Here is a 26,321-nt window from a genome sequence, read left to right as displayed (position 1 = left end):
AGAATGCATTTCATGCGAATGAGCGATGACGGTAGCCGCAGTTAATTACTCAGTCTCGCGACGGAGTAATACTCGCAAGATATCAGCATAATGCGCTTCAAGCTCGGTGCGAGTATTTTTTTCAATACATCCAGCGACGGCAATGCAGAGACTATGGCGAGTAATATACCGCCCTTCACGTAACATTTGGATAACGATGGCGCTTAATGTCTGCTCCAGACTTAGCTTCTCATTACCCGAGGCGCCCTCCGTCTCCTGCGGGCCGTCACTGCGTGAATTATTCATATTTCACCTTGCTTATGCATTCAGGAAAATACCTTACGGCCAGTAACCAATTAACGCTGCTAAACAATAAGCATGGCGGGCATTGTGGCATTAGCAGCACCTAATTGAAAGGATATCTGATCCTGTTAGCAAAAATAACTGCCCAGGGGATGTGAGATTAAAAGCATGATCCGCTAAAAAACAATCTATCTCATAATGTAATGAATGTCAGACTTTACTTAACTCAGTAATATTAAAGGGAAATAATTTACTGAAACAACAAGCATAAAAACCGAAGGCGATTATTCACCTTCGGTGCGGTTTAATGAATCTGATAGCTGCGGTGGCCAATTCCACTGCGCTGTTGGGGCGAAAAACGCTGGTGCGTTCGCACCTCATCAATCGCCCGGGAATAGCGCATTCGCAAGTTCCGGTCAGTTACATTTACCCGTTTATCATCCAGAGTGTGAATTAGTGTGTCATGCGTGATTTCCGCACCACACTCAAGTAAATGAACCAACGCCTCACTAATAAGAATTTCTGTGGCTTTGTCGGCTGTTTTTACAGTCATCATCTCCTCCTCATGATTTTTATATCAGGCTGCCAAAGTCACCATTACGTGCAGCCTGATATATTTATTTACTGCATTTTACGCAAAACCATTTTCCTGGCTTCCTGATAAATTGCTTTACGTTCTGCAATATCCGTTCTCTCTTCTTCCATAAGGAGAGTCTGACTTAACCCGCGTGTCGTCACGGGTAAATTATTCTTAATTAAATATGCTGCTGCGAAGCCTATCGCTTCACGAATCAGTTCATCCCGGGTTAAAATTTCATTACCGGATTGTTTAGTCATATAATGGTAAAAACCTCCTGTTTGTTACAGAAATAAACATTTGTACAAATAAGATAAAAGCGCTAAAGCGCTGCTTTGTTATAGCCAGCAGAAATAGAGAAATTCTGCCGCCGACGTTCCGTCAGTAATCAGAACGATCGGACAACGCTTATCAATCGGATAAATAAAGGCATAGTTTCTCCTCTCTGTGCCCTTCGCGAGGCTGAGCGCGGTGTATGAATAAAATCAAAGCGCGAGTAGCCACCCGATAAATGACAAGACAAATAAAAGGATGCTTAGCCTGTTATCGAGGCTGGCTGAAAGCCGGTTTAAGCGGCATTGGCACGTTACTGAATATTAATTTTCAGTGAGTGGTATGGCCATGGCTGGCGTTTTTAAGTAATGAGTGCCCCAGCCAAATTTGAGATAGTTGGTATTCATTCGTCACCTCCTCAGCGTGTTGCGTTAACATCAGCATTAGTGACTCACGTGATATTTCCTTATTACTGGCGATATGGGCTAGCACGGCTTCACCGATCGCAATATAACCTGGTTCATGTTTTTCAATGGTTTTTACCAAACCCACCTCCTTTCATTCTCGGCGTAAATAATGTCTTGCATTATTATTATAGCCGGTACGTTTTCAGCAAAATAATATTCAGGGGATTCTTAATATGGTCATCGAAGGGATGAAATATGAAAAGGGGCCGTGAGCGGAGGAAAATCATGTCTGTGGGATATGTGCGAGGAGCGAATATATTCAAAGGATTATTACTCAGCGGTTACTGAGCAAGGGCAGGAAAATAACGGAGAACGAATGGAACTGCGCTGCTCACCTTCTGCAGAGGACACAGAAGAGAGTGCGCGTTACATTTTGACCTTATGCCCCATGCAAAGCGATGGCAAATCCCTGTTCCCGCCAGTGGGTAAACTGTTCTTGTTGATGACGCGATAACGCTTTACCGGTCCACACAAAAATATGCAGGCCAGGAAAAAGCTCCGGACGAACCGTTTCCAGTGGCTCCGCGAGAACATCAATATTCCAGTCGTGCTGTGACAAACGCCATGCTTCCAGCCACATCCGGGTGCGATCGTCGCTGCCCCAGCTAATAAACAACGCGTCTTTCCCCATCTTTTTGCGGGCACGAGTCAGGCATAAGACGGCATAATCAATTAATACGCCATCCAGTAAACTACACATAGCGCGGGCGGTACTTTGATCGAGAGAAAGCCGTTGGCGAACGGGGACAAACACATGATCGATAAGAATATCGGCGGTATGCTCCCGTCCCAGACTCATAATCAGGGCACGTAGTTTCGCAGGACGGACCTGCCGTAATACGGACATGACCTCTTCCTGAAGCGATTCCCATCCATCATGAGAATCCACTTTTTTCTCTTCCAGAAGCGCTTTGACTTTACCGACCGGAACGCCACTTTCAATCCATCGTTTAATTTCCTCAATCCGTTGGATATCTTCCTCGTCAAATTGTCGATGCCCCCCCTTCACTACGCTGAGGTTTCAACAATCCATAGCGGCGCTGCCACGCCCTGAGCGTGACAGGATTTATTCCACATCGTTCTGCGACATCGCCAATGCTGTAAAAGGTCATTGCTTCCCTCAACTCAAACCCAATACGTTACTCTTCAAAATTCATGCTTCTGTACAGGTTTTACAATTTTCATAACTTGTACAAGCCAGAAAGTGCTTATTAGCAAGCATAACCGGAAACGGGCCATGTGCAAAAATGGATTTTATTTCACCGCCGCTCGTGCGGAGAGGGTAAAAGCAGGCTCTCCCCTACCGCCAGTGCCAGAGTGCGGTAGGGGAAAATTAACAGGTCACGACAGGAGGAGGTTACAGACCACCCTTTTTTTCCGGCCATGCAACGGCAGGAATAGCGCCAGGCGCCGGAGGGGCAAACAGATACCCCTGAAATTGAGAGATACCCGCCGACTCAAGCCACATCCATTCTTCCGGCTTCTCCACCCCCACGACCGAGACCATGATTTCGAGAGAAACACAGCATTTGATGATGGCCTGGATAATGGCCTGCCGGGGGCCGCTTTTATGAACATCTTTGATCAGGTCGCGGTTAATTTTGATCCTCTCTGGCTGAAATTGCGCCAGTAAGAGCAGACCAGCAAATCCGGCGCCAAAATGATCGATGGCTACACGAAATCCGGCTGCTTTCAATAACCTGACGGCATTCGTGAACTCATCCAGGCGGGAAATGACTTCATTTTCGGTGAACTCAACAATGACCTGTTCAGGCACCAGATCATTGGCTTTAATGGCATCCAGAAGAAAATTAACCGCACCGGGAACATTCACCAGCGTCATGGGCAGCAGGTTCACGGAGAGGGTCTGTGCCCCCAGCTTTAATGCCGCCGCCATGGCAAACGCGACTTTTTTACTTTTCAGATCGGCCTCATAGATTTCATCACTGCGAAGCCCCTCGAACCAGGCTTGCGGCGCGTGCCCCTCAGGGGTGCGGATCAAAGCTTCCACTGAAACAACTTGCCGTGCGAACGGATCGATAATGGGTTGAAATGCGAAATAGCAGCCGGCCTCGCGGTCAGGGGGCAGCGTTTGCGAGATAGCATCGCTTTCGTCAGTCACGAATTCCCAGGTATCCCCCGGTGGAATCTCAAAATAGTTCTCTTTTTCCAGATCTTCAACGAACGTGCGAAAGAACTGAAGGGCGCGATCTTCATAGGTCAGTTGATATCGTGAGGTGCCTTTATCAAGCACATGCTGCAGGACTTCCTCTCTGTCATATTCACGTAAATCAAAGAGTTCCATCCCTGACTTACCAAATCGCCGCAAAGGCGCGTAATCACGCAACAACTCCACCAGATTGTAATGCCGCTTATCATTACAAATATGCTGGTAGATAGCAGAAACACTCTCCTCAGGGCCTTCAAGCAACTGGAAAAAGTGGGTGCCGTTGAACAGCAGAATCCCGGTGATATCCGCCTCACCGTTTTTGAGATTCGCCGCAGCGACCATCTCCTCCAGCACGCTAAAGGAAACGTTATCGCAGATATGGCTGCGGTAAATAAGGGTTGTGAGCATGAGCTATCCCAGAGAGAGCGTTGTAATTGCCCCAATGACAGGGGCTTACGCAGGGGACCTTGTAAACAAACATGATCAACGGCGGATATACAACAGATGAAAGTGGAGACGACAATCCCAACATCCGTGTGGTTTTTATGTCATCGTAGAGAAACGCATGCCAAAAGTGTAGCCTGGAATGGTGAAATGTGTTGATTTTGTGCTTTCTATCTTATTGAAAAGTAACAAATAGCACTTATTGTTTAAAATCATCGTCAAATATGTACAATTTTTATGTACAGGTTTTCTATAGTTGTATAGCTTAACGCGTTCAATAAATGACTATCGGTTATACAGGAGTGATATATGCGCCAGAACGGATACCTTCCGGATACAACGAATGCCATCGCTCGCTATTTCAGCGCAGCGGACCTGCCGTCTCAACAAGAGACGTTAGGGGAGATTGTGGTGGATATCCTCCGGGATGGCCGTCAACTGAACCGTAAATCACTGTGTACTAAGTTACTTTGCCGTCTTGAGCAGGCGTCAACGTCAGAAGAGGAACGCCATTATCAGGGGCTCATAAGCCTGCTTTTTGGTAATGATTAAGCCATATGCAGTAAAAGTATCCTGATACATCAAGTCACTTCTGCAAGTCAGGTGTCAGCTTGCTTCCTGTACAGAGATGACTTCATGCCGCGTTTCATTCACGAACAGAGCGGCAAGCAGAGATGCAGTTATGAAGAGTAGTGATAATCAGCAACTAACAGATGAATTGATTGGAGAGGCGCTGCTTTTTCTTCTCAAAGAAAATGGCCCGATAAACACCCCGGCTCTCATTGCCCGACTGCAATACATGGAGAGCAGTGAACAAGATAGCCAGAGACGGGCGCTACTTGTGTGTCTGATCGATGAAATCAGTAGTAATAAAATTGCCTCATCCCGTGTTCAGAATGGGAATGAGCAAGATGAGAACATCAGAGATGCCGGAGACAATGTCTATCCATTATTCGGCAATCGCCAACGGCAGGGCCGCAGTAGAAAGCAATGATAGCTGATGGCCCTATTACGGAAAACTATACTAAGGCGTGAAAATGAACCAGGTGATGATTGAAAAATCAGATCTTTATAAGAATTTGCCCAACAAGACATTGTCTGACTATTTTCGTAACGCTGGCGATTTATTGGCCGAAGAAGCCATTATTCTCGGGGGCGTGATCCGCAGCATTCTGGCTTACGATGGTCAAGTGACCAACAAAGCCATTATCCTGCGCCTCATTAACCTGATGGAAAATACAGAAGATGTCGTCAGGAAGGACGTTCTTCGCAAGACCCTGGAGATCGTGGTCGATCATACGTTGGATGATATTTGACCTTTGCACGATCGGGGGCAGCACATGACGAGCCGCCAGGGATCCTTATTCGCCGACTAACGCCTGAGCACATGCCCAGGCGCTTGCCCATGCCCACTGAAAGTTATAGCCGCCCAGCCAGCCGGTCACATCCATGACTTCACCAATAAAATAGAGCCCGGGTACTTTGCGGGCCTCCATCGTACGTGAAGAGAGTTCATGGGTATCCACGCCACCCAGCGTCACTTCTGCGGTACGATAGCCTTCGGTGCCGTTAGGTTGCACGCGCCAGTGGGTCAGCGTGTCGATCAATGCTTCCTGGTCGCGGCTATTGAGCTGCTTAAGTGTGACATCCGGAATTTGCCCAAGCTGTTGCAGGCACTCCACCAGCCGTTTTGGCAGGTGCATTGCAAGCGTATTTTTCAGACTTTGATTCGGGTGCGCCTGACGTTGCTCATTCAGCAGACTATCGAGATCGCATTCAGGCAGCAGGTTAATCGTCACGAACTCCCCTGCCTGCCAGTAGCTGGAAATTTGCAGTACCGCTGGCCCGGAGAGACCGCGATGGGTAAAAAGCAGGTTCTCTTTAAATACCGTGCCGTCTTCTGCCGTAATCACAGAAGGTACTGAAACGCCGGAGAGCACCTGGAATTGTTCCAGCAGCGGTTTGTGCAACGTGAACGGCACCAGACCGGCACGCGTCGGCAAAACGTTCAGACCAAACTGTTCGGCGAGCTTATAGCCAAACGGCGAGGCGCCCAGGCCTGGCATAGAAAGCCCACCGGAAGCGACCACCAGTTTTTTCGCCGCCACCGTTTCGCCATTGAGCTGCAATGTATAGCCGTCGTCGTCACGCTCAACGCCCAGGACTTCGCTACGCAAACGCAGGGTCACCTTGCCTTTTTCACACTCCGCTACCAGCATGTCGACTATCTGCTCAGCAGAGTCATCACAAAAGAGCTGGCCCAGTGTCTTTTCATGCCAGGCGATACCGTATTTGCCCACCAAATCAATAAAGTCCCACTGGGTATAACGAGCAAGTGCAGATTTGCAGAAATGGGGGTTCTGGCTGAGATACGCCGCCGGCTCGACATAAAGGTTAGTGAAGTTGCAGCGACCGCCGCCGGACATCAGGATTTTGCGGCCTGGCTTCTTACCATTATCCAGTAAGAGCACGCGTAACCCCGCCTGCCCCGCCTGAGCTGCACAAAACATTCCCGCCGCACCGGCGCCGATAACGATGGCATCAAACCGTTCCACACTAAAATCCTCTTCATTATGTCGCGGCGGATTGTAAATAGTTCAGAGTGGTCACACCAGCCCGAATACGCGGGGCAATAGCCATTACATTGAAAAATATAAGAATATGCTTAAAGCAATGGCGACTGACCAGAAAGAATGTCAAAAAAAGTCCATATTTCACTTTGCCGATGCCGCCAAACTCCCTGATAATGCGCCGCGTTCATGTCCTCAAAATGGCGTAACGTCCTATGCTACATTTATTTGCCGGTCTGGATCTCCACACCGGGCTGTTACTTTTGCTTGCTCTGGGTTTTGTTCTGTTCTACGAAGCGATTAATGGCTTCCACGATACGGCGAACGCAGTGGCAACGGTTATCTATACCCGAGCCATGCGCTCGCAGCTGGCTGTTGTTATGGCGGCGGTCTTTAACTTCTTCGGCGTACTGCTGGGGGGGTTAAGCGTGGCCTATGCGATTGTGCATATGCTACCGACCGATTTACTGCTTAACGTCAGTTCAGCACATGGCCTTGCCATGGTCTTCTCTATGTTGCTGGCCGCGATCATCTGGAACCTGGGTACCTGGTATCTCGGCTTGCCTGCATCCAGCTCCCACACCCTGATTGGTGCGATTATTGGTATTGGTTTAACCAACGCGCTGATGACGGGCACGTCGGTAGTGGATGCGCTTAACATTCCCAAAGTGCTGAACATTTTTGCCTCCCTTATTGTCTCGCCGATTGTCGGCCTGATTTTCGCGGGCGGGCTGGTGTTCTTGCTGCGTCGGTTCTGGAGCGGCAGTAAAAAACGCGCGCGTATTCACCTGACGCCCGCAGAGCGTGAAAAGCAGGACGGCAAAAGAAAGCCGCCTTTCTGGACGCGTATCGCCCTGATTCTTTCTGCCATTGGCGTGAGCTTCTCTCACGGCGCGAACGATGGCCAGAAAGGCATCGGTCTGATCATGCTGGTACTGATTGGCGTCGCGCCTGCTGGCTTCGTGGTTAACATGAATGCCTCAGGTTATGACATCACTCGTACTCGTGACGCCGTAAACAACGTAGAAGTGTACTTCCAGCAACATCCGGAACTTCTGCAGAAGGCAACGGGCGTAGAGCAACAACCACTGACCCCTGCGGAAACAGCGGCCACGCCGTCACAGTTCCACTGCCATCCGAGCCGCGCCATTATCGCGCTGGATCGTGCTAAAGAGATGCTGACCGGGATTGAAAGTTACGACAAACTCGGCGTGGAACAGCGCAGCCAGCTGCGTCGCATCATGCTTTGTCTGTCAGATATCACCGACCAGGTCGCGAAGCTGCCTGACGTCAATACTGACGACCAGCGTCTGCTTAAGAAGCTGAAAAGCGACATGCTGAGCACCATCGAATACGCGCCTGTCTGGATTATTATGGCCGTCGCGCTGGCGTTAGGTGTGGGTACGATGATTGGCTGGCGTCGTGTGGCGACCACCATCGGTGAGAAAATCGGTAAGAAAGGCATGACTTACGCGCAGGGCATGTCCGCGCAGATGACTGCCGCGGTCTCCATCGGTCTGGCAAGCTATACCGGTATGCCCGTTTCTACCACGCACGTGCTGTCGTCTTCAGTCGCAGGGACGATGATCGTCGATGGCGGTGGTCTGCAACGCAAAACTGTCACCAGCATTTTGATGGCCTGGGTCTTTACCCTGCCAGCGTCCATCGTCCTTTCGGGCGTGCTTTACTGGATAGCCCTCAAGCTGATTTAACAACAAAACGGGTCAGGAAACTGGCCCGTTTTTTTTCTCAGTGCCAAATCATCAGAGCAATCAGGCTCACCAGAATCAGCCCACAGAGCGCGCTGGTTAAGATGAACTGCCCGCGTACTCGCTCACAGCGGCGAATAAACTCTTCATCATGATGGTCGCGATAGCGCTGGCCATAAATGTACCAGACTAAACGCATCTGCTTGCTGGGTTGTCCATGGGAGGTAAAAAAACCTCCGCCATCAACATACTGGTAAAGCAAGGGGTCACAACCACGAAGTACCACTAACAATGCGCGCAGTGATGAAAAATAACGCGCCATGTTAACCACACAAACGATGCACAAAGCCCAAAACAGCGCGACGGTGCTGATCATATCTCCTCCCCCGGCGAACCGCCCACGGAAACGTGATCCGGGATTACCGCTCCCAGATAATCAACCAAGTCATTTAGTGAAGAGTATTACCAATAGCCGATCGAGATCACAAACTGAAATCCAAACGGCTCATTAAATAGTGTAGGAGATTTGTATATTTTTTTGCCACAACGTTAAGCAATCTTGTGCATCTGGTTGTAAATATTGGTTAAGTGAATCGTGATCCAGGCAGATTGACGATAAGTGCGCAGAGTTATAAGGTAGAAATATTCCCATACTCTGGGTAATTCGAGTGACAGGAAGGCGGCAAGAGAATAAATCCCCTGAATGTGATGGGGTGAACGAACGTAGCCAACGCATCTGCGGCTTGAAGTACGAAGAGTATAAAATGAATCCTTAAGGCCGGGCGCTACCCGTGCAGGTGGTACGCAGGACGCGGGAAACAGTGCTGTGTCAGGGGTGTATAACCCTATGGTCATCGACAACTTATGGAAGGAGTAACACTATGGCTTACAAACACATTCTCATCGCAGTCGATCTTTCTCCTGAAAGCAAATTACTGGTTGATAAAGCAGTATCCATGGCGCGGCCTTATAACGCGAAGGTGTCACTGATTCATGTCGATGTAAATTATTCTGATCTCTACACTGGCCTTATCGACGTTAACCTCGGCGATATGCAAAAACGTATCTCTGATGAAACACATCATGCGCTGACCGAGCTTTCTACCAACGCGGGCTATCCGATCACGGAAACCTTGAGCGGTAGCGGCGATTTGGGGCAGGTACTGGTGGATGCCATCAAGAAATACGATATGGACCTGGTCGTCTGCGGGCATCATCAGGACTTCTGGAGCAAACTGATGTCCTCCGCGCGTCAGCTTATCAATACGGTCCACGTGGATATGCTGATTGTTCCGCTGAAAGATGAAGACGAAGAATAACCGTCCATCTTCTTTTGCCTGCTAACGCCCGCTGCTGCGGGCGTTTTGTTTTCTGGCGCTGATTTCCCCGCCAAAGGCCGATAAAACCGCCTTATGCAGTTACATGTATTCCCGGTACGCGCAGCACCACGGAGGGTTCCCGGACAGCGGCTGTCGCCTTGTCCGGGCTACAAAACACAAGACCGATAAGCACTAAAATGTTCCCTCTCCCTGAGGGCTGAGGAATCCCCAGTAATTTTACGTCTTACAGCGATAACGCCGCTTAATAAGAACAAAACCGTTACAGCGATGACAGGGTCCGGCTGAAAATCGATGAGGCGTTGACGGCTGACCAGGGCCGCCCGCAGGGAAGCGGGGTGAGGTGAGGGCACCAGACCGCACTGCCCTCACCAATTTACTCCGGTGTCCCGGGATAAATATCAAACCGGTGCCCCTTGGTCACCACCGCATTGGCGGTCGCTACATCCGCCAGCGGCGGCGCGTAATCCGGGCGCTTTACTACTACACGTTTCGTCGCCAGTTGACGCGCCGGTCCCAGCAACCCATCAGCGTCCAGATCCGGCCCCACCAGCGACTGAAAAACACGCATCTCTTTTTTTACCAGCGCACTTTTTTGCTTATGCGGGAACATGGGATCGAGGTAGACCACCTGCGGACGAGGGGTAATATCCGCAAGCCCGGTCAGGCTGGAGGCATGAATCAACTGCAACCGTTCCTGCAGCCATGCGCCAATTTCCGGGTCTGCGTAGCCACGCGCCAGGCCATCATCCAGCAGTGCTGCCACCACCGGGTTACGCTCCAGCATCCGCACCCGACAACCCACTGACGCCAGCACAAAGGCATCACGCCCCAGTCCCGCCGTCGCATCCACCACATCCGGCAGATAATCACCCTTGATGCCGACGGCCTTTGCTACCGCCTCGCCGCGCCCACCGCCGAATTTACGCCGATGGGCCATCGCCCCACCCACGAAATCGACAAAAATACCGCCGAGCTTCGGCTCATCGCGTTTACGCAGTTCCAGATGCGACGTCGTCAGCACCAGTGCCATCAGGTTATTTTCGTCATGCTCCAGCCCCCAACGGGACGCAAGAACAGATAAGGCGCCGTCTCCGGCGCCTGTTTCATCCATTAAGCAGATTTTCACTACATATACCCTAAATAATTCAAGTTGCAGGAAGGCGGCAAGTGCGTGAATCCCCAGGCGCTTACAAAAGTAAGTGACTGGGGTGAGCAAACGTCGCCAACGCGCGTGCGGCTTGAAGTATGACGGGTATTAGCCTTCGATACCATAATGCTCCAGCATCGCATCCAGTTGAGGCTCGCGGCCGCGGAAACGCTTAAACAGTTCCATTGGCTCTTCGGAACCGCCACGGGTCAGAATATTGTCGAGGAACGACTGCCCGGTTTCGCGGTTGAAAATGCCCTCTTCCTCAAAGCGTGAGTAGGCATCTGCCGCCAGTACATCCGCCCACAGATAGCTGTAATAGCCGGCAGCGTAGCCCCCCGCAAAGATATGGCTGAAAGCGTGCGGGAAACGCCCCCATGTCGGGCTTGGCACCACGGCGACTTGTTTTTTAATTTCAAACAGCGTATCGAGGATTTTCGCCCCCTGCTCCGGGCTGAACTCGGCGTGCAGGCGGAAATCGAACAGGCCGAACTCCAGCTGACGCAAAATAAACAGTGCCGCCTGGTAGTTTTTCGCGGCCAGCATTTTATCCAGCAGATCCTGCGGCAGCGGTTCGCCCGTTTCGTAGTGACCCGAAATAAATGCCAGCGCTTCCGGCTCCCAGCACCAGTTTTCCATAAACTGGCTCGGCAGCTCCACCGCATCCCATGGCACGCCGCTAATACCAGCAACCCCCGGGGTTTCGATACGGGTCAGCATATGGTGCAGGCCGTGACCAAATTCGTGGAACAGGGTGATCACTTCATCATGGGTGAACAACGCCGGTTTACCGTTGACCGGACGGTTGAAGTTACAGGTAAGGTAGGCCACTGGCTTCTGCAAAGAGCCATCCGCCATGCGCATCTGCCCGACGCAGTCATCCATCCACGCGCCGCCGCGTTTGTGCTCGCGGGCGTAGAGGTCAAGATAGAAACTACCGCGCAGTTCATTGCTTTCGTCATACAGCTCAAAGAAACGCACATCCGGATGCCAGACATCGACATCGTGACGCTCTTTCGCGGTAATGCCGTAAATCCGTTTCACCACTTCAAACAGGCCGCTTACCGCTTTGTTTTCCGGGAAATAAGGGCGTAGCTGTTCGTCGCTGATGCTGTACAGATGCTGTTTCTGTTTCTCGCTGTAGTAAGCGATATCCCACGGTTGCAGCTCATCCACACCAAACTCTTTTTTGGCGAACGCACGCAGTTGTGCCAGTTCTCTTTCACCCTGCGGACGAGCGCGTTTAGCGAGATCGGTCAGGAAGTCCAGCACCTGCGCCGGGTTTTCCGCCATTTTGGTCGCCAGCGATTTATAGGCATAGCTTTCAAAACCCAGCAGTTGCGCCAGCTCGTGACGCAGGGCGAGAATTTCCGCCATCACCGGGCTGTTATCCCATATGCCTGCATTTGGCCCCTGGTCAGAGGCGCGGGTGCTGTAAGCGCGGTACATCTCTTCGCGCAGCGGCTGGTTGTCGCAATAGGTCATCACCGGCAGGTAGCTTGGGATATCCAGCGTCAGCAGGTAGCCCTCTTGCTCTTTGGCTTCGGCCTGGGCTTTCGCGGCGGCCAGCGCGCTTTCCGGCATACCGGCCAGCTCGGCGTCGTCAGTCACCAGCTTTGTCCAGCCCATGGTCGCATCGAGTACGTTGTTGCTGTACTGATTGCCCAGTTCGGACAGACGTGCGGCGATTTCGCCATAGCGTTTTTGTTTCTCTTTTTCGAGGCCAATACCGGACAACTCGAAATCACGCAGGGCGTTATCGACCGATTTCTTCTGTGCAACGCTCAGGGTGGCGTAGTGATCGCCATTGCGTAAATCGCGGTAGGCGTTGTACAGCCCTTCATGTTGCCCAACCCAGGTGCTGTATTCCGACAGTAACGGCAGGGTCTGCTCATAGGCTTCACGCAGTTCCGGGCTGTTTTTCACGGAATTCAAATGGCTAACCGGGGAGAACAGACGTCCCAGTACATCGTCCACTTCCGCCAGCGGCTGGCAGAGATTTTCCCAGGTGTACGGCGCACCATGGGCTACCACGCTTTCCACCGCGGTACGGCAATCGTCCAGCGCTTTCGTCACGGCAGGCACGACGTGTTCAGGCAGGATTTTTGAAAACGGCGGTAATTCGAAACGCGTGAGTAATGGATTGGTCATAAGCGCAGTCCTGTCCTGTTAAAGAGAGTGAGTGAAGCGCACGATCCGGCGCTCTGCATAACGTTGTAGCATGGGGTTAAGTGTAGAGGATTTCAATGGCAGGCGTTGCGCTGAACTGCTTATCGCTGCAATACCCATTTGCACGCATGATGTCGTTTCTGCTATCGAATCAAAGTAATAAGAAGAGCCATCCAGCGCGTATACTCATCACAACGGCGACAAGGAGACCGCATGTTGAATTTCATTCAGGCAATACTTCCACTGCTGATGCTTATCGGGCTGGCACTTATGTTTCCAAAATGGCGACGTCGACAAAGCGACGCGCAAGCAAACCAAGGATTACGAAAGATATCCACCACCACCAAAACCTTTCGGCCAGGTAAAGGAGGCCAGCTCTTACCGACGGATTACTATTTCGATGAAAAATATTTCTATGAAATTCAGCTTAATGTGAAAAAATCTGTGCCACTGAGTGCGATAACCAAAGTCGAGCGCGACACTATCAAAGTGAATAACCGTTCCTTCTGGATAGTCACTTACGTCGTCGAAGGGCAGACGAAGCAGGCGCGTTTTCGCCACAACTACACCCTGTTCAATACCGCCTTTGCCGATTTCCTGGATGCGGTTAAACGCGCTAACCCCGAAGCCTGCGTGCGCGAATTGAGCGCGTTTAGCTTCTGAACAGCAATACGGTGCCAGCCGCGCCAGCACCGTTGCCAAAACTTACTTCGCGTTATGCGCCGCCGCATACGCCGCTGGCAGGTTCAGACGTTGCCAGAAGTTCTGATCGGCCGTTTCGCCAGAAAGCGGATAGCCGCCCGGCAGCGCGGTTTTTACCATCAAGTCGCGCCGCGCTGCCGCCGACAGGTCAGGCAGCGCCGCCTCCAGCAGCACTTCCGCCCCTTCCGGCACTTTCACCGGCTGCGCTTTGCCTTTTTGCTGCGGCAGGTCATAGGTCATGGTGAAGCGGTAAAAATCTTTCATCGCCGGGTCGCGGTACGGATCGTCTTTACCCGCCGTTTTCGCGCACTCAGCAAGCGACGTGCCGCACTCTTTTTCCAGCGCAACACGCAGCTGATCGCGCGCTTCATTAAACAGCGCACGGTAACGCGGATCGTTGAGGTAATGCGCCACGTTACGCTGGGCCACCATTCTTGAGCCCATCACATCCAGCGGGTAGTGTACGCCCAGCACGATACGGGAATAGCCATAGCGGGCGCCGCGTTCCACCAGCGAATCAAAGCGTTCCGGGATCATCTCCGCCATCAGCAATGAATCGGTATAGCCGGTATTGGTATGGCCGCTTGGGAAGGAACCGCCATCTGCGGAGTACGGTTTGTTGTCTTTCACCACCACATCATCCGGAACCTGATGAATGGTGTTGCCCTGAACCAGGAACGGACGCTTGTAGTCGAAGTGCTTCTTCGCCGCGCCGGTACTGACTTCGCTGGCTTTAATGAGCGCCGCGGCTTTGCCCAACTCGCCTTTGTCATAAGCCGCGATAAACGCTTTGCCCAAACGCGGGCCAAGCGCATCGGATAGAAAATAGAGGTAGCTGATGCCTTCTGCGTCTGCCAGCGCCTGATGGCGCAACCCCGATGTGGCGTTAAGGTTAATCTCTTCGACGGTTTTCAGGTTTTGATCCAGTACGGGGGCTGGCAAAGCGCTGAACGTGGAGAGCAGTTCAATGCCCGCCTGCTGGTTATCTTTCACTTTGAAATCATAACCGCTGGCTTTCAGCCAGGCGGTATCCGCCTGTTTTGTACTTTGCGCCGCTTTTTCAAGGTGCTCACGTTCCACTTTGGTACCGTCACCTTTGAGCGCGTCGCGCAAGGCGGCAAGCGACTGATTTTCCAGCCCATCAAATGTCTGGCTAACCGAGGCCGGTGTGGTGGTATTCGCAATGTCGCGCGCAACGGTCAGCGGCACATCTTTCGCCATCGCCTGCTGAGCAAGCAGCAGAGAGGCGGTTAACAGTGTCATACGGATTTTCATTTTTTATCCTTTTATTCAAACAATTACCTTGCCTGAACTCGACGCTAGTCCGCTAACTTGACGCTTTTGTGACACGGATAAATTTTGAAACGTTTTACGTCTGCCTGAAACATCAGAAGGGTTAACGGCATTCCCGCGCAATCTACGGTAAACTGTGGCTAATCTCGTTCATATTCTGGAATTTCTATCTCCATGCTCAGTTATCGCCACAGCTTCCACGCAGGCAACCACGCCGACGTCCTCAAACACACCGTTCAGAGCCTCATCATCGAAGCGCTGAAGGAAAAAGAGAAACCGTTTCTCTATCTCGATACCCATGCAGGCGCGGGGCGCTATCAGCTCTCCGGCGAACATGCTGAACGCACCGGGGAATATCTGGAAGGGATTGGCCGCATCTGGCAGCAAGACGACCTGCCGGCTGAACTTGAGCCGTATATGAATGTGGTCCGTCATTTCAACCGCAACGACACGTTACGCTACTATCCCGGCTCGCCGCTCATTGCCCGCCAGCTATTGCGCGAGCAGGACAGCCTGTTCCTGACCGAACTGCACCCAAGCGATTACCCGTTGCTGCGTCAGGAGTTTCAGAAAGATGAGCGCGCACGCGTCGAACGTGCCGATGGCTACCAGCAACTGAAAGCTAAACTGCCGCCGGTTTCCCGCCGTGGTCTGGTGCTGATCGACCCGCCATATGAAATCAAAACCGACTATCAGGCTGTCGTATCCGGGATTAGCGAAGGGTACAAACGCTTTGCAACCGGCACCTATGCCTTGTGGTATCCGGTGGTATTACGTCAGCAAATTAAGCGTATGGTGCATGACCTGGAAGCGACGGGTATCCGTAAAATCCTGCAGATTGAGCTGGCGGTACGCCCGGACAGCGACCAACGCGGCATGACGGCTTCCGGCATGATTGTGATTAACCCACCGTGGAAATTAGAAGCACAGATGAATAACGTCCTGCCCTGGCTGCACAGTAAACTGGTGCCCGCCGGGATCGGCCACACCCTCGTCAACTGGATTGTGCCCGAGTAATCGCAACAATCGAAGGAACCTTGCTGTCTGCGCGTTACAATCGCGACACTTTCGACCTCGTTCAGGATTAAGAGCCTACCCAGTAGGCGTACATTGTTGCAGCGAGTTTGGACACGGACAGCGCGGAACAACCGGAGCGTACACGCAGTACGTGAGGATTGTGAGCACTGCCCAGGTCCAAAATGGCCAATAAAATAGCCTAATTGGATAGGCTCTAAGGAATTAACCATGAGCAAACATTACGACTATATCGCCATCGGCGGCGGCAGCGGCGGGATTGCCTCAATTAACCGCGCCGCCATGTACGGCCAGAAGTGCGCGCTGATTGAAGCCAAAGAGCTGGGCGGCACCTGCGTGAACGTAGGTTGCGTCCCGAAAAAAGTCATGTGGCACGCGGCGCAAATCCGCGAGGCTATCCATCTGTACGGACCAGATTACGGTTTTGATACCACCGTGAACCATTTTGACTGGAGCAAACTGGTTGCCAGTCGCACGGCCTATATCGACCGTATTCATACCTCTTACGACAATGTTCTGGGCAAGAACAATGTCGATGTGATTCGTGGTTTCGCGCGCTTTGTCGACGCAAAGACTGTCGAAGTGAATGGCGAAACGATCACCGCCGATCACATCCTGATCGCGACCGGCGGCCGTCCGAGCCATCCGCAGATCCCCGGCGCGGAATACGGTATTGATTCCGACGGTTTCTTTGCGCTGCCTGCGCTACCAAAACGCGTGGCGGTGGTCGGGGCGGGCTACATTGCCGTAGAACTGGCCGGCGTGATCAATGGCCTGGGGGCGGAAACTCACCTCTTCGTGCGCAAACATGCGCCATTACGTAGCTTCGACCCCATGATCAGCGAAACGCTGGTAGAAGTGATGGCGGCCGAAGGCCCGAGTCTGCATACCCAGTCCGTGCCAAAAGCGGTAGTGAAAAACGCCGACGGGAGCTTAACGCTGGAACTTGACGATGGGCGCAGCCAGACGGTGGACTGCCTGATTTGGGCGATTGGCCGCGAACCGGCCAACGACACCTTCAATCTGGACATTACCGGGGTGAAAACCGACGAGAAAGGCTTCATCGTGGTGGACAAATTCCAGAACACCTCAGTGCCGGGTATTTATGCCGTGGGCGATAACACTGGCGCCGTTGAACTGACGCCGGTTGCCGTGGCAGCAGGCCGTCGTCTCTCTGAACGCCTGTTTAATAATAAACCGGACGAGCACCTGGATTACAGCAACATTCCCACCGTCGTGTTCAGCCACCCGCCTATCGGCACCGTGGGATTAACCGAGCCGCAGGCGCGCGAACAGTACGGTGACGATCAGGTGAAAGTGTATAAATCGTCGTTTACCGCCATGTATACCGCCGTCACCTCTCACCGTCAGCCATGCCGCATGAAATTGGTGTGTGTTGGCCCGGAAGAGAAGATCGTCGGCATCCACGGTATCGGCTTCGGGATGGATGAAATCCTGCAAGGCTTTGCGGTCGCACTGAAAATGGGTGCCACCAAAAAAGACTTTGATAATACCGTGGCGATTCACCCCACAGCGGCAGAAGAATTTGTGACGATGCGCTGATCGCCCCCGAGTGACGACTGATGCCTTTCCGGGTGACAACGATGTCGCCCGGAAAGATCTGCCGCCCCGCCTGAGGGTTGCTTTCACTACGCATATAGTGCCTGTCGCAAATGCCCCGCTCTGATATTAATGGGCCACGAAAACGTGCGCTTCTGCGCCGGATCTCCCCAGAGTTCGTGCATATCGTCATAAAATCGGACCAGAAGAGCGTCCTGCCCTGCATCAAGTGCCCGCTTCACCGCAGACCAGGTGGAAACATAACCCATCAATGCCGTAAGGTCCCACTGCAGGCGAATTTCCATATCCGGCGCGGACATTTCCGTAAACGGGAAGAGAATGCCAGCATAACCGTTATCGACCAGCTGCCTTTCCGCAGGCCAATAGAGGCCTATCTCGTCGTAGTAGAACCGACGAAAACGCGCCCGTAGCGTCTCATCAGGGTTGAGCACGCCATAACTGATCAGGGCAATCACGGCATTGGGGGCCGCCACCCGCTGCGCTTCACGGTAAAAGACGGGTAGATCGAACCAGTGTGCAGCCTGAGCGACGGTGATCAGGTTGATGTCGTGCAACGCATGGGGAAGTTGTTCCGCCGGCCCCACGCAATAGTCAACCCGGGGGTGGGGTTCAGCGTTGTCAATTTGCGTCTGGCTGGGATCAATCCCCGTCACTTTGTCGAAGGCGCAGGCCAGTAACGTGGTCAGTTGACCCGTACCGCAACCAACATCCAGCGCGTGGTAGTGCACAGGTGTTATCGAAAGCAGGTAGTCCAGTAAGACTGTGGGGTATTCCGGGCGATAACGGGCGTAATCGGCGCCGCCGCTTGCGAACCAGTTCAGCATGGGGATTCCTCTGTTTAATAAAAACACAGTAGTGCGAACGGATTTTTACGACAAGGGAAATACGAAACGGGCATTAACGCGAAGGGTTAGCGGCAGACGCCGGACATAAGAATGCCGGCTCCGCAGAGCCGGCATGTTTGCGTATCAGAGCTTGAAGCTACCGACGACGTTTTCGAGCTGAACGGTTTGTTCTTCCATGGACTGCGCAGCCGCCGCCACCTGTTCGACCAGCGCCGCATTCTGCTGCGTAGCGCTATCAAGCTGGTTGATGGCGATATTAATCTGGGCAATCCCGCGACTTTGTTCATCACTGGAAGAGCTGATTTCTGAGATCAGCACACCCACGCTTTCCACTTTCTCCATCAGGCCGTCCATCGTGGTCCCCGCCTGACGAACCAGCCCGCTACCCTGCTCAATGCTGCTCACCGACTCTTCGATCAGTTTCTTGATCTCCTGCGCCGAACGGGCGCTGCGTTGCGCCAGGGAACGCACTTCACCGGCCACGACGGCAAAACCGCGCCCGTGCTCACCCGCCCTTGCCGCTTCCACCGCCGCGTTAAGTGCCAGGATGTTGGTCTGGAAGGCAATGCCATCAATAACACTGATGATTTCCACCACTTTGGAGGAAGAGGCATTGATGTTATTCATCGTGGAGACCACTTTATTAACGACATTCGCCCCTTCTTTCGCTGCCGTTGACGCTTCTCCCGCCAGCTTGTTGGCCTGCAGCGCGTTCTCGGCGTTCAGACGTACGGTGCTGGTCAGCTCTTCCATCGATGCCGCCGTTTCAACAATCGAAGATGACTGCTCTTCGGTGCGCGAAGAAAGGTTAAGGTTGCCGCTGGCAATCTGACGCGAGGCCGAAGAAATGGCCATCGAACTGCTCCCCACCTGCTGCATCAGCTCATTAAGGAACGAAATAAACTTATTGAAGTTATTGATGATGGCGTTGAATTCCGGACTCTTACTTTGCGCAAGACGCTGAGTGAGATCCGCACCGCCGCTGGAAAGGGCTTCAATATTACGGTTGAGCAACGTCACATTGTGGAAAATGTTGCGCACAATGATCATCATGATGAACACGATCAGAATACCAATGATCGCCTGCACAATGGTCAACTTGGTCATAATGGCATCGGACATGCTGACCAGTTGGCTGCTCGGAATATCCACCGCCATGAACCACGGGCTACCGCTGATGGGGAGAACAAACAGAGAATGCGCCCCGTCTTCGCCGTCGTAACTACCGCGTACTTCCGTTTTCTTGCCCTGACCGAGCAGGCTGATTAACGGCGCCGCAGCCGGAATGCCCAAATCGCGCACATTTGACAGCGCAGGTTTATCCTGTACGGAAGAGCCATTACCGACGATTTTACCGTCGGCTTCCACAATCAGTACGCTGCCGTTTACCGCCTTGCCCATATCGACAGCCAGCTGATTAAAGAAGCCCAGCGTCACGTCGATGGTCGCCACGCCCCAGGCTTTGCCATCTTTCCAAATTGCCATCGCACAGTTGGTACGCGGCTGCGGGCTGGCGGCATCCTGATAGGCTTTCGCCCAGGCACATTCGCCTTTCGGCGCATTCATGCCGTCTTTATACCAGGGCTGTTCCCAGTATTTTGCCGATTCCGGCTGGTTCCATACGGTATTAACCTGAAGGTTGCCCCCGGCATCACGAGCGTAAAAAGTACTGAATTTGTCACGCGCCGGGTCACGCTGGCCCGGTAATGGCCAAATCCCGCCGCCAAATACGTTTAAATCGCCATATTGGTTAACGAGTTGCGGCAATAACGCGTCGATTTGCTCACTTTGTAGCCCAACAACCAGTTCGGTAATCGAGCGTTGCTGAGCCTTAACACGGTTCATCTGCTCTTTTATCGCATTACTTTGTAATTCAACCGTCGCCTGAATATTTTTGGTTTCGGTTTCAATAATCTGCGGAGAAACAAATTGCTTGATAACAATGTACGTAACTATCAGTAAGATAATAAAAAAACTTACAAGCAAAAGAGCTACGCGGCCCTGGGTGGTTTTCCATGTCATAATGGCAGTTTCTCGATCTAGTTGAATTAGGGGTTGTATACTCTCAATAATTCGAGTTACGGGAATGCCGCAAGCGCATGATTATCCTGTTTTTTACCAGGCTACCTCTCTGGGGATACAAACGGAGCCAACACAAATGCAACTTGAAGTCTCATGGGTATAACGACCATTATCAGGATTTCTTTAATCTAAATTGTGCGTCGGTTTCATCCGAAAGAGCATTCCATCTGGTAAAATTCTATTTTGAAAATAACCAGAACCTGGAATTAAAGCCCCTGCATTGAGTAAAGATAAATTGCCTTTAAAGGCTCCCCTTCTGGTAGGGCATCCCAATCTTATCAACGTCTTGTTAAGCAATATGCGAACATTCTCATGAAAAAGGAACAAACAGAGAGTGGATTAACAAGACTGTTATCTTAATGGTCGTACTTTACTTGCACATATGTTTATTTTGGTGACGTCAAAATTTATAAAGAAAGAGGAGCTCTATCATTTCAATTAACTTAACGCAAATTAAAAACCAAAGAGGAATAAATAGTCTGATAACCCTGTTTCGAGCAAGCCATTTGGTTGCGAGCAATGTATAAGCACAACAAAAATGCCCGCCGCCAACGGGAGTTCGGTGCCAGGGAAAGGTGTAAAGAGAGGCGCCCCTGCGGCGTATTAGCGACTCAGGGGCGAAAAAAAGCAGAGAGGGTTATCATTCTAAAATAGAATAAGTTACTTATACGTAAACAAAAACTCTGCTTGTGCTTTCACCGGACCAGGGGAAACGGTACCGCCTTTATAGTAATAATAAGCATTAAATTTGAGGGACTCATTCTTCTGGGTACTGGTCAAAATTTCAAAAGCCGTACCGAATTTTATCGGGTTGTCCTTATGCAAAATCTGAATACCCACGTTATCATTGCCCGTGGCCTTGTTGGCTAAAACCTCATCTGAGGCAATACCTGTCATCTTATCACCATCAAATTTAACGCTGATTTTCGGTTTGTCCGAACATTCAAGAGTAATATCAAATTCTTTTGTCGCCCCGCTATAACGACCTACCCCGTGAGAAGAAATATCATCACGATTAACAGGTGGCAACATCACCGTTTTATCGAAATCTTTAACATTACAGGTTGGGTTGACGGGCGTTATGGTTCCCCCCGACGTATAAAAATACAGATTCGCGCCCGCGCCACCGCCCGACACAGAACTTTGCGCAATGTAAACAATTGCAATAAGTGTATAGGGAGGAATGGGGTCGTATGCAGCGGTGCTGTTCCGTACTAACCTCACAGAAATAGGTTGAATGCTTGATGTCCTGTTTCCCCCAGGCAGCGAACAACTGGAATCAAGCCAGACACAGCTTCCCCCAGCCCATGTGCTGCCCATCCAGGAACCTGAACCCACTCTTACCTGTACGGAAAAACCTCGTTGAGTCATACCGGATCCCACAGCAACCGAAGTAATCCTGACCCTATCCTGACTGACTGAATCGGGCCATCCGTATGCTGTTATGCTGGCACTTGAACTTGCACCGGAAGTAATATTCCCAAGTGACGTTGGCACTGAGCTGGAATTAAGATAACCACTACTTGCTGATGTAGTCCAATGAAAAGCAGAAGCGGTATACGGTAGAAATAAGATAATCCAACAACATTTTATTAATTTTATAAATCCAATTCGCTTGAGCATTTCATATATTCTCCATGAATATTTTGGTTATTCCTTATTGTCGCTTGTTATGCCATTTCTTTCATGCCGACAACCATGACAAATCCATAAAATAAAATTTTTTAAAATAATCCATTATTTTGCAACACGCGTCAAGATTTAATACGCGACAGGGGTAGAGAAACGAATAAAATCAGAAAAAGTTATTTATCAGAAATTATTCATCAGGGAAATATCCCGAGTGAAACAATTGATTTATTCCACTTATTCATTCCTTTGTTTAAATTCTGTAGGCGTGTTATTCCCTCTGTTTTAAAGACGTACAGATAATCACGGGCAACTTATTGAACACGACGTGCTGCTGAGCACCCTGCCGCGTGAGTTTCCCGCGCATCTGACCCATATGCAGACCGTTTCTCGCCTGCCGGAAGGGGCACTGGCGTTGGCGTCGTCTTCACACGACCAGCATCAGATAGTGCGTTACGGACCGAACGCCATGTCGACCCAGTTCCACCCGGAATTTACCCCTGCTATCGCCGCCGATATGATTCGCCAGCGCGAAGAGGTGTTAACGGAAGAAGGTTTTGATCCACGCGCACTGTTGGCCAGTGTGCTGCCATCCCCCGAAGCCACTGAAATACTGCGTCGTTTTGTGCATCAGGCGTTTAGTCGTACCATTCCACAATCGGATGATTTGGCGCAGAGCGCGTAGTTTCAATAAATGGCTACAGCTTTCTCGTGGTAGCCACTTTTATCTGCAAATCGATTTATGGATACGTAAAAATAAATTCCGCGTTGGCTTTGACCGGGCCCCCGCTCACCGGTGAGCCACCGCCTTTGTAATAATAAGAAGAATTAAAATTAAGCGTCTCGTGCGTGCCGGCATTTTGTAACACTCTAAATGCGGTGCCGTTTTTGACGATTATTTTGTTAGTACTGTAATTATCAATATATTTCAGCTGAATACCTATATTTGGATTACCTGAATATTGACTCAGCAAAATTACATCATTCGTGCCTGCCATTGTACTGCCCGTAAAAGTCACATTGACCCTGGGGCTGTGTTCACATTCAAGCTTAATCGTGAATGGCTGTTTCGCGCTGACGTAACCAGCTCGCACAGTCACATATTATCAAGATGTTGAAAGAGGAGATGAGAACATCCTCATGAAAAAGAAGGATAAGCGAGCGAAGGAGACTTTTTATTTATGTATAGCTTGCTCTTAGCTGAATGAGACGCAGTCAATGCTGAAAAAGGAAATCAAACAGTGCTCATTGAAAATAGACTTAACGCAAATTAAAGAGTGCGGGCACTTAATTAACAATAGCCTGGGGGGTCAGAAGTAAACGCCAGGGACAGTGAGCAGGCAACCGCCCAGGTAAAACATGCCAGCCCGGGGCACAGGCTGGCGATTTTTTACTCATAGTTGAATATAAACTCAGCATTGCTGGTAATAGTACCCGCATTGACCCCCGTACTTTTTCGATAATAATAAGCGGTGAATTTCAGCTGTTCATTATCCTGAGTACTTGTCATTAAAGCTTTATTATCACCGAAATTTAACGGCGTGTTTTTATAATAAATTTGAAACCCAACATCATCATTACCCGTTGTGGTATTAGCCAGTACATCATCAGTGACGCCTGTCATTTTATTTAAACTGTCAAATTTTAGATTAATCTTTGGTTGGTTTTTGCATTTCAACGTAAACGTAAAATCTTTGGAGAGTTGGGTGTAACGGCCCGTGCCGCCGGCCAAGTCGGCACGCGAGATAGACGGCAAACGCACCGTGCTGTTATCTACTCCTGTAACATCACATGTCCCAGCAGCTTTTACCTCTCCCTGAAGGCGGAATTTTAAATAAGCATAAGTGCGAGAATAATCAATTCCCTGAAAGGTCATTCGACCTTGCGCGAGTGTGGTGTTTGCGGGGAGGCTTTGAATATGCCCGGCAGGGCAATCAAGAAATACCCCATTTGCATACGGCCTCGCTGATGTGCTGTAGGAGGGAACCGAAGAATATACGCTACACGCTACGCAGTAAGGCGATTGCGAGGTCACGCTTATGTTACAACCACTGACGCTGGAGTACATACCATCATAGTAGACTTTGTCATGATAGTAACTGCCGATATCAATACTACAATACCCTTTGATATCACCTAATGTGAACCTTTCCCGGCCCGGTGCACTGAGGGTTTTACTACTAATAAAATCAGCTGCTGTGACATATTTAATTTCATCGTAACATGCTCCCGCAGTTGCCCACTCTGGATATAAAATTGCAACAATAAATAAAAAAACAAATTCAACGCTTTTTATCCGCATTATTCATATTCCTTATGAATATAACAAACCATGCATATTGCCAAAAGCGCTTGCCGCTGAACCAATGTCGTTAGCCATGACAATATCTCAAAAAAAAAATTATTTCGATAATCAGGCTTACAAAATGTGTCGTCAAGATGAACACCCTGACCCAAGTAACAAAAAGAATCGAATCAGATTATAAATCAGGGATAAATCTGAAAACCCCACCACCAGCGTATAACAATAAAAAAATTAAGACTTATACTTGGCTATTTATACAGTAATGAGGTTGAAAAAGTTTTAAATCGATGTCGAATATAGCTCCGCAGAATACTTTTTTATAATTTCGTGAAAGTAATTAGAATCTATTTATTAATGGCCCCCCTTATTAACTCCAGTATGACCTTAAACGCCGGGTTGTCGTTATCATCTCGCCAGGCCAGATAGAGCATGCTCTCTATATTTTCGTTAAGGGCATTATCTCGAACTGGCTCGTTTCTTCCTATTGTCTGGCAGGCTGAGAGTGGCAGAAGTCTTCATCCAGGTCGCCAGGTAAAAGTGCTAAAAATTTCCAAAAAAAGCATAAGCCTGACGCTGACTCAAATTTCATCAAAAAAACAACCAAATAGCGCCATAACTGGCCTGAAAGCCCCATCACTCACCGCTTCGCCTTTACAATCCTCTCACCGCTAACCTCTTCTCAACATGCATTTTTCGGCGCATAGTTGAACAAATGTTCAGCAGAGGAAGAGAGTGGTTGTAATGGCAGACCGTCCGTTAATTATCCTGCAAGTAGGTTTTCCCTCAGAGTCTATTCGTGAAATCCACGGCGATATTCCATCCTGGTTCTGTCGTGCTATCCAGCATCCTCTTGAGAAAACAGAAGTGGTCAGAGTGTTTGAAGGCGAAGCGCTTCCACCGCCGGATGCCAGCCGTGTTGCGGTGATTACCGGATCCTGGGCGATGGTCACCGACCGTCTGCCGTGGAGCGAAGCCGCCGCGGAGTGGATTCGTCAAGCCATGTCGATTGGCATGTCGCTGTTTGGCGTCTGTTACGGCCATCAGTTGATGGCGCATGCATTAGGTGGTGAAGTGGAGTGGCACCCGCAGGGACGTGAGGTTGGCAGCCAGGCGATTCAACTTCATCCGCATGCCAGTAACGACGTACTGCTGAGCACCCTGCCGCGTGAATTTCCCGCGCATCTGACCCATATGCAGACCGTCTCTCGCCTGCCGGAAGGGGCACTGGCGCTGGCGTCGTCTTCACACGACCAGCATCAGATAGTGCGTTACGGACCGAACGCCATGTCGACCCAGTTCCACCCGGAATTTACGCCGGAAATTGCCTCTGCGATGATTAATCAGCGTGAAGAAGTGTTGACCGAAGAAGGTTTTGACCCACAGGCATTGCTGGCTGGCGTATTGCCCTCGCCTGAAGCCACGGAGTTATTGCGCCGTTTTGTGCATCAGGCGCTTCGTCGCGAAATCCCCCTACAGGGTGAGCTGGCGCAGAGTGCCTGATTCGGCTCCCCGGCGGCGCAAAGCTTGCCGGGGCTACAGATATGCGCAGCGCCATCCGGGTATATCATGTCTGCACATCAATCAACCCCGACACTTTTTGCGGACTTCCTTCCATAACCACATTTATATCAAACAGTTAATTTGCCCCCTCCTCCCATTCAGGCAAATAGTAAAATTTCAAACCAGAAACGAGCCCCACCA

Annotated in this window: 24 protein-coding genes and 2 pseudogenes; 10 read left to right on the top strand and 16 right to left on the bottom strand. The window is 50.7% G+C overall.

Annotated features, from left to right (window positions below; all coding sequences use genetic code 11):
• Window positions 1–45: 45 nt before the first annotated feature.
• From AB182_RS26880 to AB182_RS26855, 6 genes and pseudogenes are all read right to left on the bottom strand, one after another.
• Entirely contained in the window at window positions 46–285 is a 240-nt protein-coding gene (locus AB182_RS26880) for a hypothetical protein (RefSeq protein ID WP_047372740.1), read from the bottom strand.
• Between the two features lie 301 nt (window positions 286–586).
• Window positions 587–838: a hypothetical protein gene (locus AB182_RS26875; RefSeq protein ID WP_139153734.1), complete on the bottom strand. Its 252-nt coding sequence runs from the start codon at window positions 836–838 to the stop codon at window positions 587–589.
• Between the two features lie 65 nt (window positions 839–903).
• Window positions 904–1,119, bottom strand: coding sequence for a hypothetical protein (locus tag AB182_RS26870; protein ID WP_047372738.1), 216 nt, complete (start codon window positions 1,117–1,119; stop codon window positions 904–906).
• A gap of 343 nt (window positions 1,120–1,462) precedes the next feature.
• Window positions 1,463–1,678 (bottom strand): hypothetical protein, encoded by a 216-nt coding sequence (locus tag AB182_RS26865; RefSeq protein WP_047372737.1) that lies wholly within the window; start codon window positions 1,676–1,678, stop codon window positions 1,463–1,465.
• A gap of 300 nt (window positions 1,679–1,978) precedes the next feature.
• Window positions 1,979–2,711, bottom strand: a pseudogene (locus tag AB182_RS26860) (MerR family transcriptional regulator).
• Between the two features lie 245 nt (window positions 2,712–2,956).
• Window positions 2,957–4,177: a diguanylate phosphodiesterase gene (locus tag AB182_RS26855; protein ID WP_047372736.1), complete on the bottom strand. Its 1,221-nt coding sequence runs from the start codon at window positions 4,175–4,177 to the stop codon at window positions 2,957–2,959.
• Window positions 4,178–4,522: 345 nt separating this feature from the next.
• Between AB182_RS26855 and ycgZ the strand changes: the two genes are divergently transcribed.
• The 3 genes from ycgZ to AB182_RS26840 all read left to right on the top strand — a co-directional run bounded on the left by ycgZ (window position 4,523) and on the right by AB182_RS26840 (window position 5,529).
• A complete protein-coding gene (ycgZ, locus tag AB182_RS26850) occupies window positions 4,523–4,765 on the top strand; it encodes a regulatory protein YcgZ (RefSeq protein ID WP_047372735.1) in 243 nt (80 codons plus the stop codon).
• Between the two features lie 130 nt (window positions 4,766–4,895).
• The gene (locus AB182_RS26845) at window positions 4,896–5,207 is read left to right on the top strand and encodes a hypothetical protein (protein WP_047372734.1); all 312 of its coding nucleotides are present in this window, start codon (window positions 4,896–4,898) and stop codon (window positions 5,205–5,207) included.
• A 55-nt stretch (window positions 5,208–5,262) separates the two neighbouring features.
• A complete protein-coding gene (locus AB182_RS26840; protein WP_047373456.1) occupies window positions 5,263–5,529 on the top strand; it encodes a biofilm development regulator YmgB/AriR family protein in 267 nt (88 codons plus the stop codon).
• Between the two features lie 45 nt (window positions 5,530–5,574).
• On the opposite strand, the gene AB182_RS26835 is transcribed toward AB182_RS26840, so the two are convergent.
• Window positions 5,575–6,768 carry a BaiN/RdsA family NAD(P)/FAD-dependent oxidoreductase gene (locus AB182_RS26835; RefSeq protein ID WP_047372733.1) on the bottom strand — a complete coding sequence of 398 codons (1,194 nt, stop codon included), beginning with the start codon at window positions 6,766–6,768 and terminating at the stop codon, window positions 5,575–5,577.
• Window positions 6,769–6,998: 230 nt separating this feature from the next.
• Here AB182_RS26835 and pitA point away from each other — a divergent pair, with 230 nt between their 5' ends.
• The gene (gene pitA / locus AB182_RS26830) at window positions 6,999–8,495 is read left to right on the top strand and encodes an inorganic phosphate transporter PitA (RefSeq protein ID WP_047372732.1); all 1,497 of its coding nucleotides are present in this window, start codon (window positions 6,999–7,001) and stop codon (window positions 8,493–8,495) included.
• Between the two features lie 37 nt (window positions 8,496–8,532).
• Here pitA and uspB read toward each other — a convergent pair whose 3' ends face one another.
• Window positions 8,533–8,868, bottom strand: coding sequence for a universal stress protein UspB (gene uspB / locus AB182_RS26825; RefSeq protein ID WP_041851285.1), 336 nt, complete (start codon window positions 8,866–8,868; stop codon window positions 8,533–8,535).
• Window positions 8,869–9,373: 505 nt separating this feature from the next.
• Here uspB and uspA point away from each other — a divergent pair.
• The gene (gene uspA, locus AB182_RS26820; RefSeq protein WP_047372731.1) at window positions 9,374–9,811 is read left to right on the top strand and encodes a universal stress protein UspA; all 438 of its coding nucleotides are present in this window, start codon (window positions 9,374–9,376) and stop codon (window positions 9,809–9,811) included.
• A 394-nt stretch (window positions 9,812–10,205) separates the two neighbouring features.
• Here the strand turns inward: uspA and rsmJ are convergent, their stop codons facing one another.
• Window positions 10,206–10,958, bottom strand: a complete 753-nt coding sequence (gene rsmJ, locus AB182_RS26815) for a 16S rRNA (guanine(1516)-N(2))-methyltransferase RsmJ (protein ID WP_047372730.1) — start codon at window positions 10,956–10,958, stop codon at window positions 10,206–10,208.
• A gap of 129 nt (window positions 10,959–11,087) precedes the next feature.
• Window positions 11,088–13,130, bottom strand: coding sequence for an oligopeptidase A (gene prlC / locus AB182_RS26810; RefSeq protein WP_047372729.1), 2,043 nt, complete (start codon window positions 13,128–13,130; stop codon window positions 11,088–11,090).
• Window positions 13,131–13,361: 231 nt separating this feature from the next.
• Between prlC and AB182_RS26805 the strand changes: the two genes are divergently transcribed.
• A complete protein-coding gene (locus AB182_RS26805) occupies window positions 13,362–13,811 on the top strand; it encodes a hypothetical protein (RefSeq protein WP_052958929.1) in 450 nt (149 codons plus the stop codon).
• A gap of 42 nt (window positions 13,812–13,853) precedes the next feature.
• Here AB182_RS26805 and AB182_RS26800 read toward each other — a convergent pair whose 3' ends face one another.
• On the bottom strand, window positions 13,854–15,125 hold the full coding sequence (locus tag AB182_RS26800) for an acid phosphatase (RefSeq protein WP_047372728.1): 1,272 nt from the start codon (window positions 15,123–15,125) through the stop codon (window positions 13,854–13,856).
• Between the two features lie 192 nt (window positions 15,126–15,317).
• Between AB182_RS26800 and AB182_RS26795 the strand changes: the two genes are divergently transcribed.
• Both AB182_RS26795 and gorA read left to right on the top strand, forming a co-directional pair.
• Window positions 15,318–16,160 carry a 23S rRNA (adenine(2030)-N(6))-methyltransferase RlmJ gene (locus AB182_RS26795; protein ID WP_047372727.1) on the top strand — a complete coding sequence of 281 codons (843 nt, stop codon included), beginning with the start codon at window positions 15,318–15,320 and terminating at the stop codon, window positions 16,158–16,160.
• 228 nt (window positions 16,161–16,388) lie between these two features.
• Window positions 16,389–17,741 carry a glutathione-disulfide reductase gene (gorA, locus tag AB182_RS26790; protein ID WP_047372726.1) on the top strand — a complete coding sequence of 451 codons (1,353 nt, stop codon included), beginning with the start codon at window positions 16,389–16,391 and terminating at the stop codon, window positions 17,739–17,741.
• A gap of 86 nt (window positions 17,742–17,827) precedes the next feature.
• On the opposite strand, the gene AB182_RS26785 is transcribed toward gorA, so the two are convergent.
• The 3 genes from AB182_RS26785 to AB182_RS31605 all read right to left on the bottom strand — a co-directional run bounded on the left by AB182_RS26785 (window position 17,828) and on the right by AB182_RS31605 (window position 22,057).
• Complete coding sequence (locus AB182_RS26785) at window positions 17,828–18,583, bottom strand: class I SAM-dependent methyltransferase (protein ID WP_047372725.1); 756 nt, start codon at window positions 18,581–18,583, stop codon at window positions 17,828–17,830.
• A 144-nt stretch (window positions 18,584–18,727) separates the two neighbouring features.
• On the bottom strand, window positions 18,728–20,626 hold the full coding sequence (locus AB182_RS26780) for a methyl-accepting chemotaxis protein (protein WP_047372724.1): 1,899 nt from the start codon (window positions 20,624–20,626) through the stop codon (window positions 18,728–18,730).
• A gap of 720 nt (window positions 20,627–21,346) precedes the next feature.
• Window positions 21,347–22,057, bottom strand: coding sequence for a fimbrial protein (locus tag AB182_RS31605; protein ID WP_167337909.1), 711 nt, complete (start codon window positions 22,055–22,057; stop codon window positions 21,347–21,349).
• A 583-nt stretch (window positions 22,058–22,640) separates the two neighbouring features.
• Here AB182_RS31605 and AB182_RS26770 point away from each other — a divergent pair.
• Window positions 22,641–23,000 (top strand): annotated as a pseudogene (locus AB182_RS26770) (glutamine amidotransferase-related protein); the annotation flags it as partial.
• Between the two features lie 55 nt (window positions 23,001–23,055).
• On the opposite strand, the gene AB182_RS26765 reads toward AB182_RS26770, so the two are convergent.
• Complete coding sequence (locus AB182_RS26765) at window positions 23,056–23,334, bottom strand: fimbrial protein (protein ID WP_263406553.1); 279 nt, start codon at window positions 23,332–23,334, stop codon at window positions 23,056–23,058.
• 371 nt (window positions 23,335–23,705) lie between these two features.
• Complete coding sequence (locus AB182_RS31600; RefSeq protein ID WP_082137101.1) at window positions 23,706–24,617, bottom strand: fimbrial protein; 912 nt, start codon at window positions 24,615–24,617, stop codon at window positions 23,706–23,708.
• A gap of 744 nt (window positions 24,618–25,361) precedes the next feature.
• Between AB182_RS31600 and AB182_RS26755 the strand changes: the two genes are divergently transcribed.
• A complete protein-coding gene (locus AB182_RS26755) occupies window positions 25,362–26,120 on the top strand; it encodes a glutamine amidotransferase (protein ID WP_047372720.1) in 759 nt (252 codons plus the stop codon).
• Window positions 26,121–26,321: the final 201 nt, after the last annotated feature.

The organism is Phytobacter ursingii (genome assembly GCF_001022135.1).
Classification (GTDB): Bacteria; Pseudomonadota; Gammaproteobacteria; order Enterobacterales; family Enterobacteriaceae; genus Phytobacter; species Phytobacter ursingii.
The sequence above is the reverse complement of the archived record's forward strand: the minus strand, read 5'-3'. Positions and strand labels throughout refer to the sequence as shown.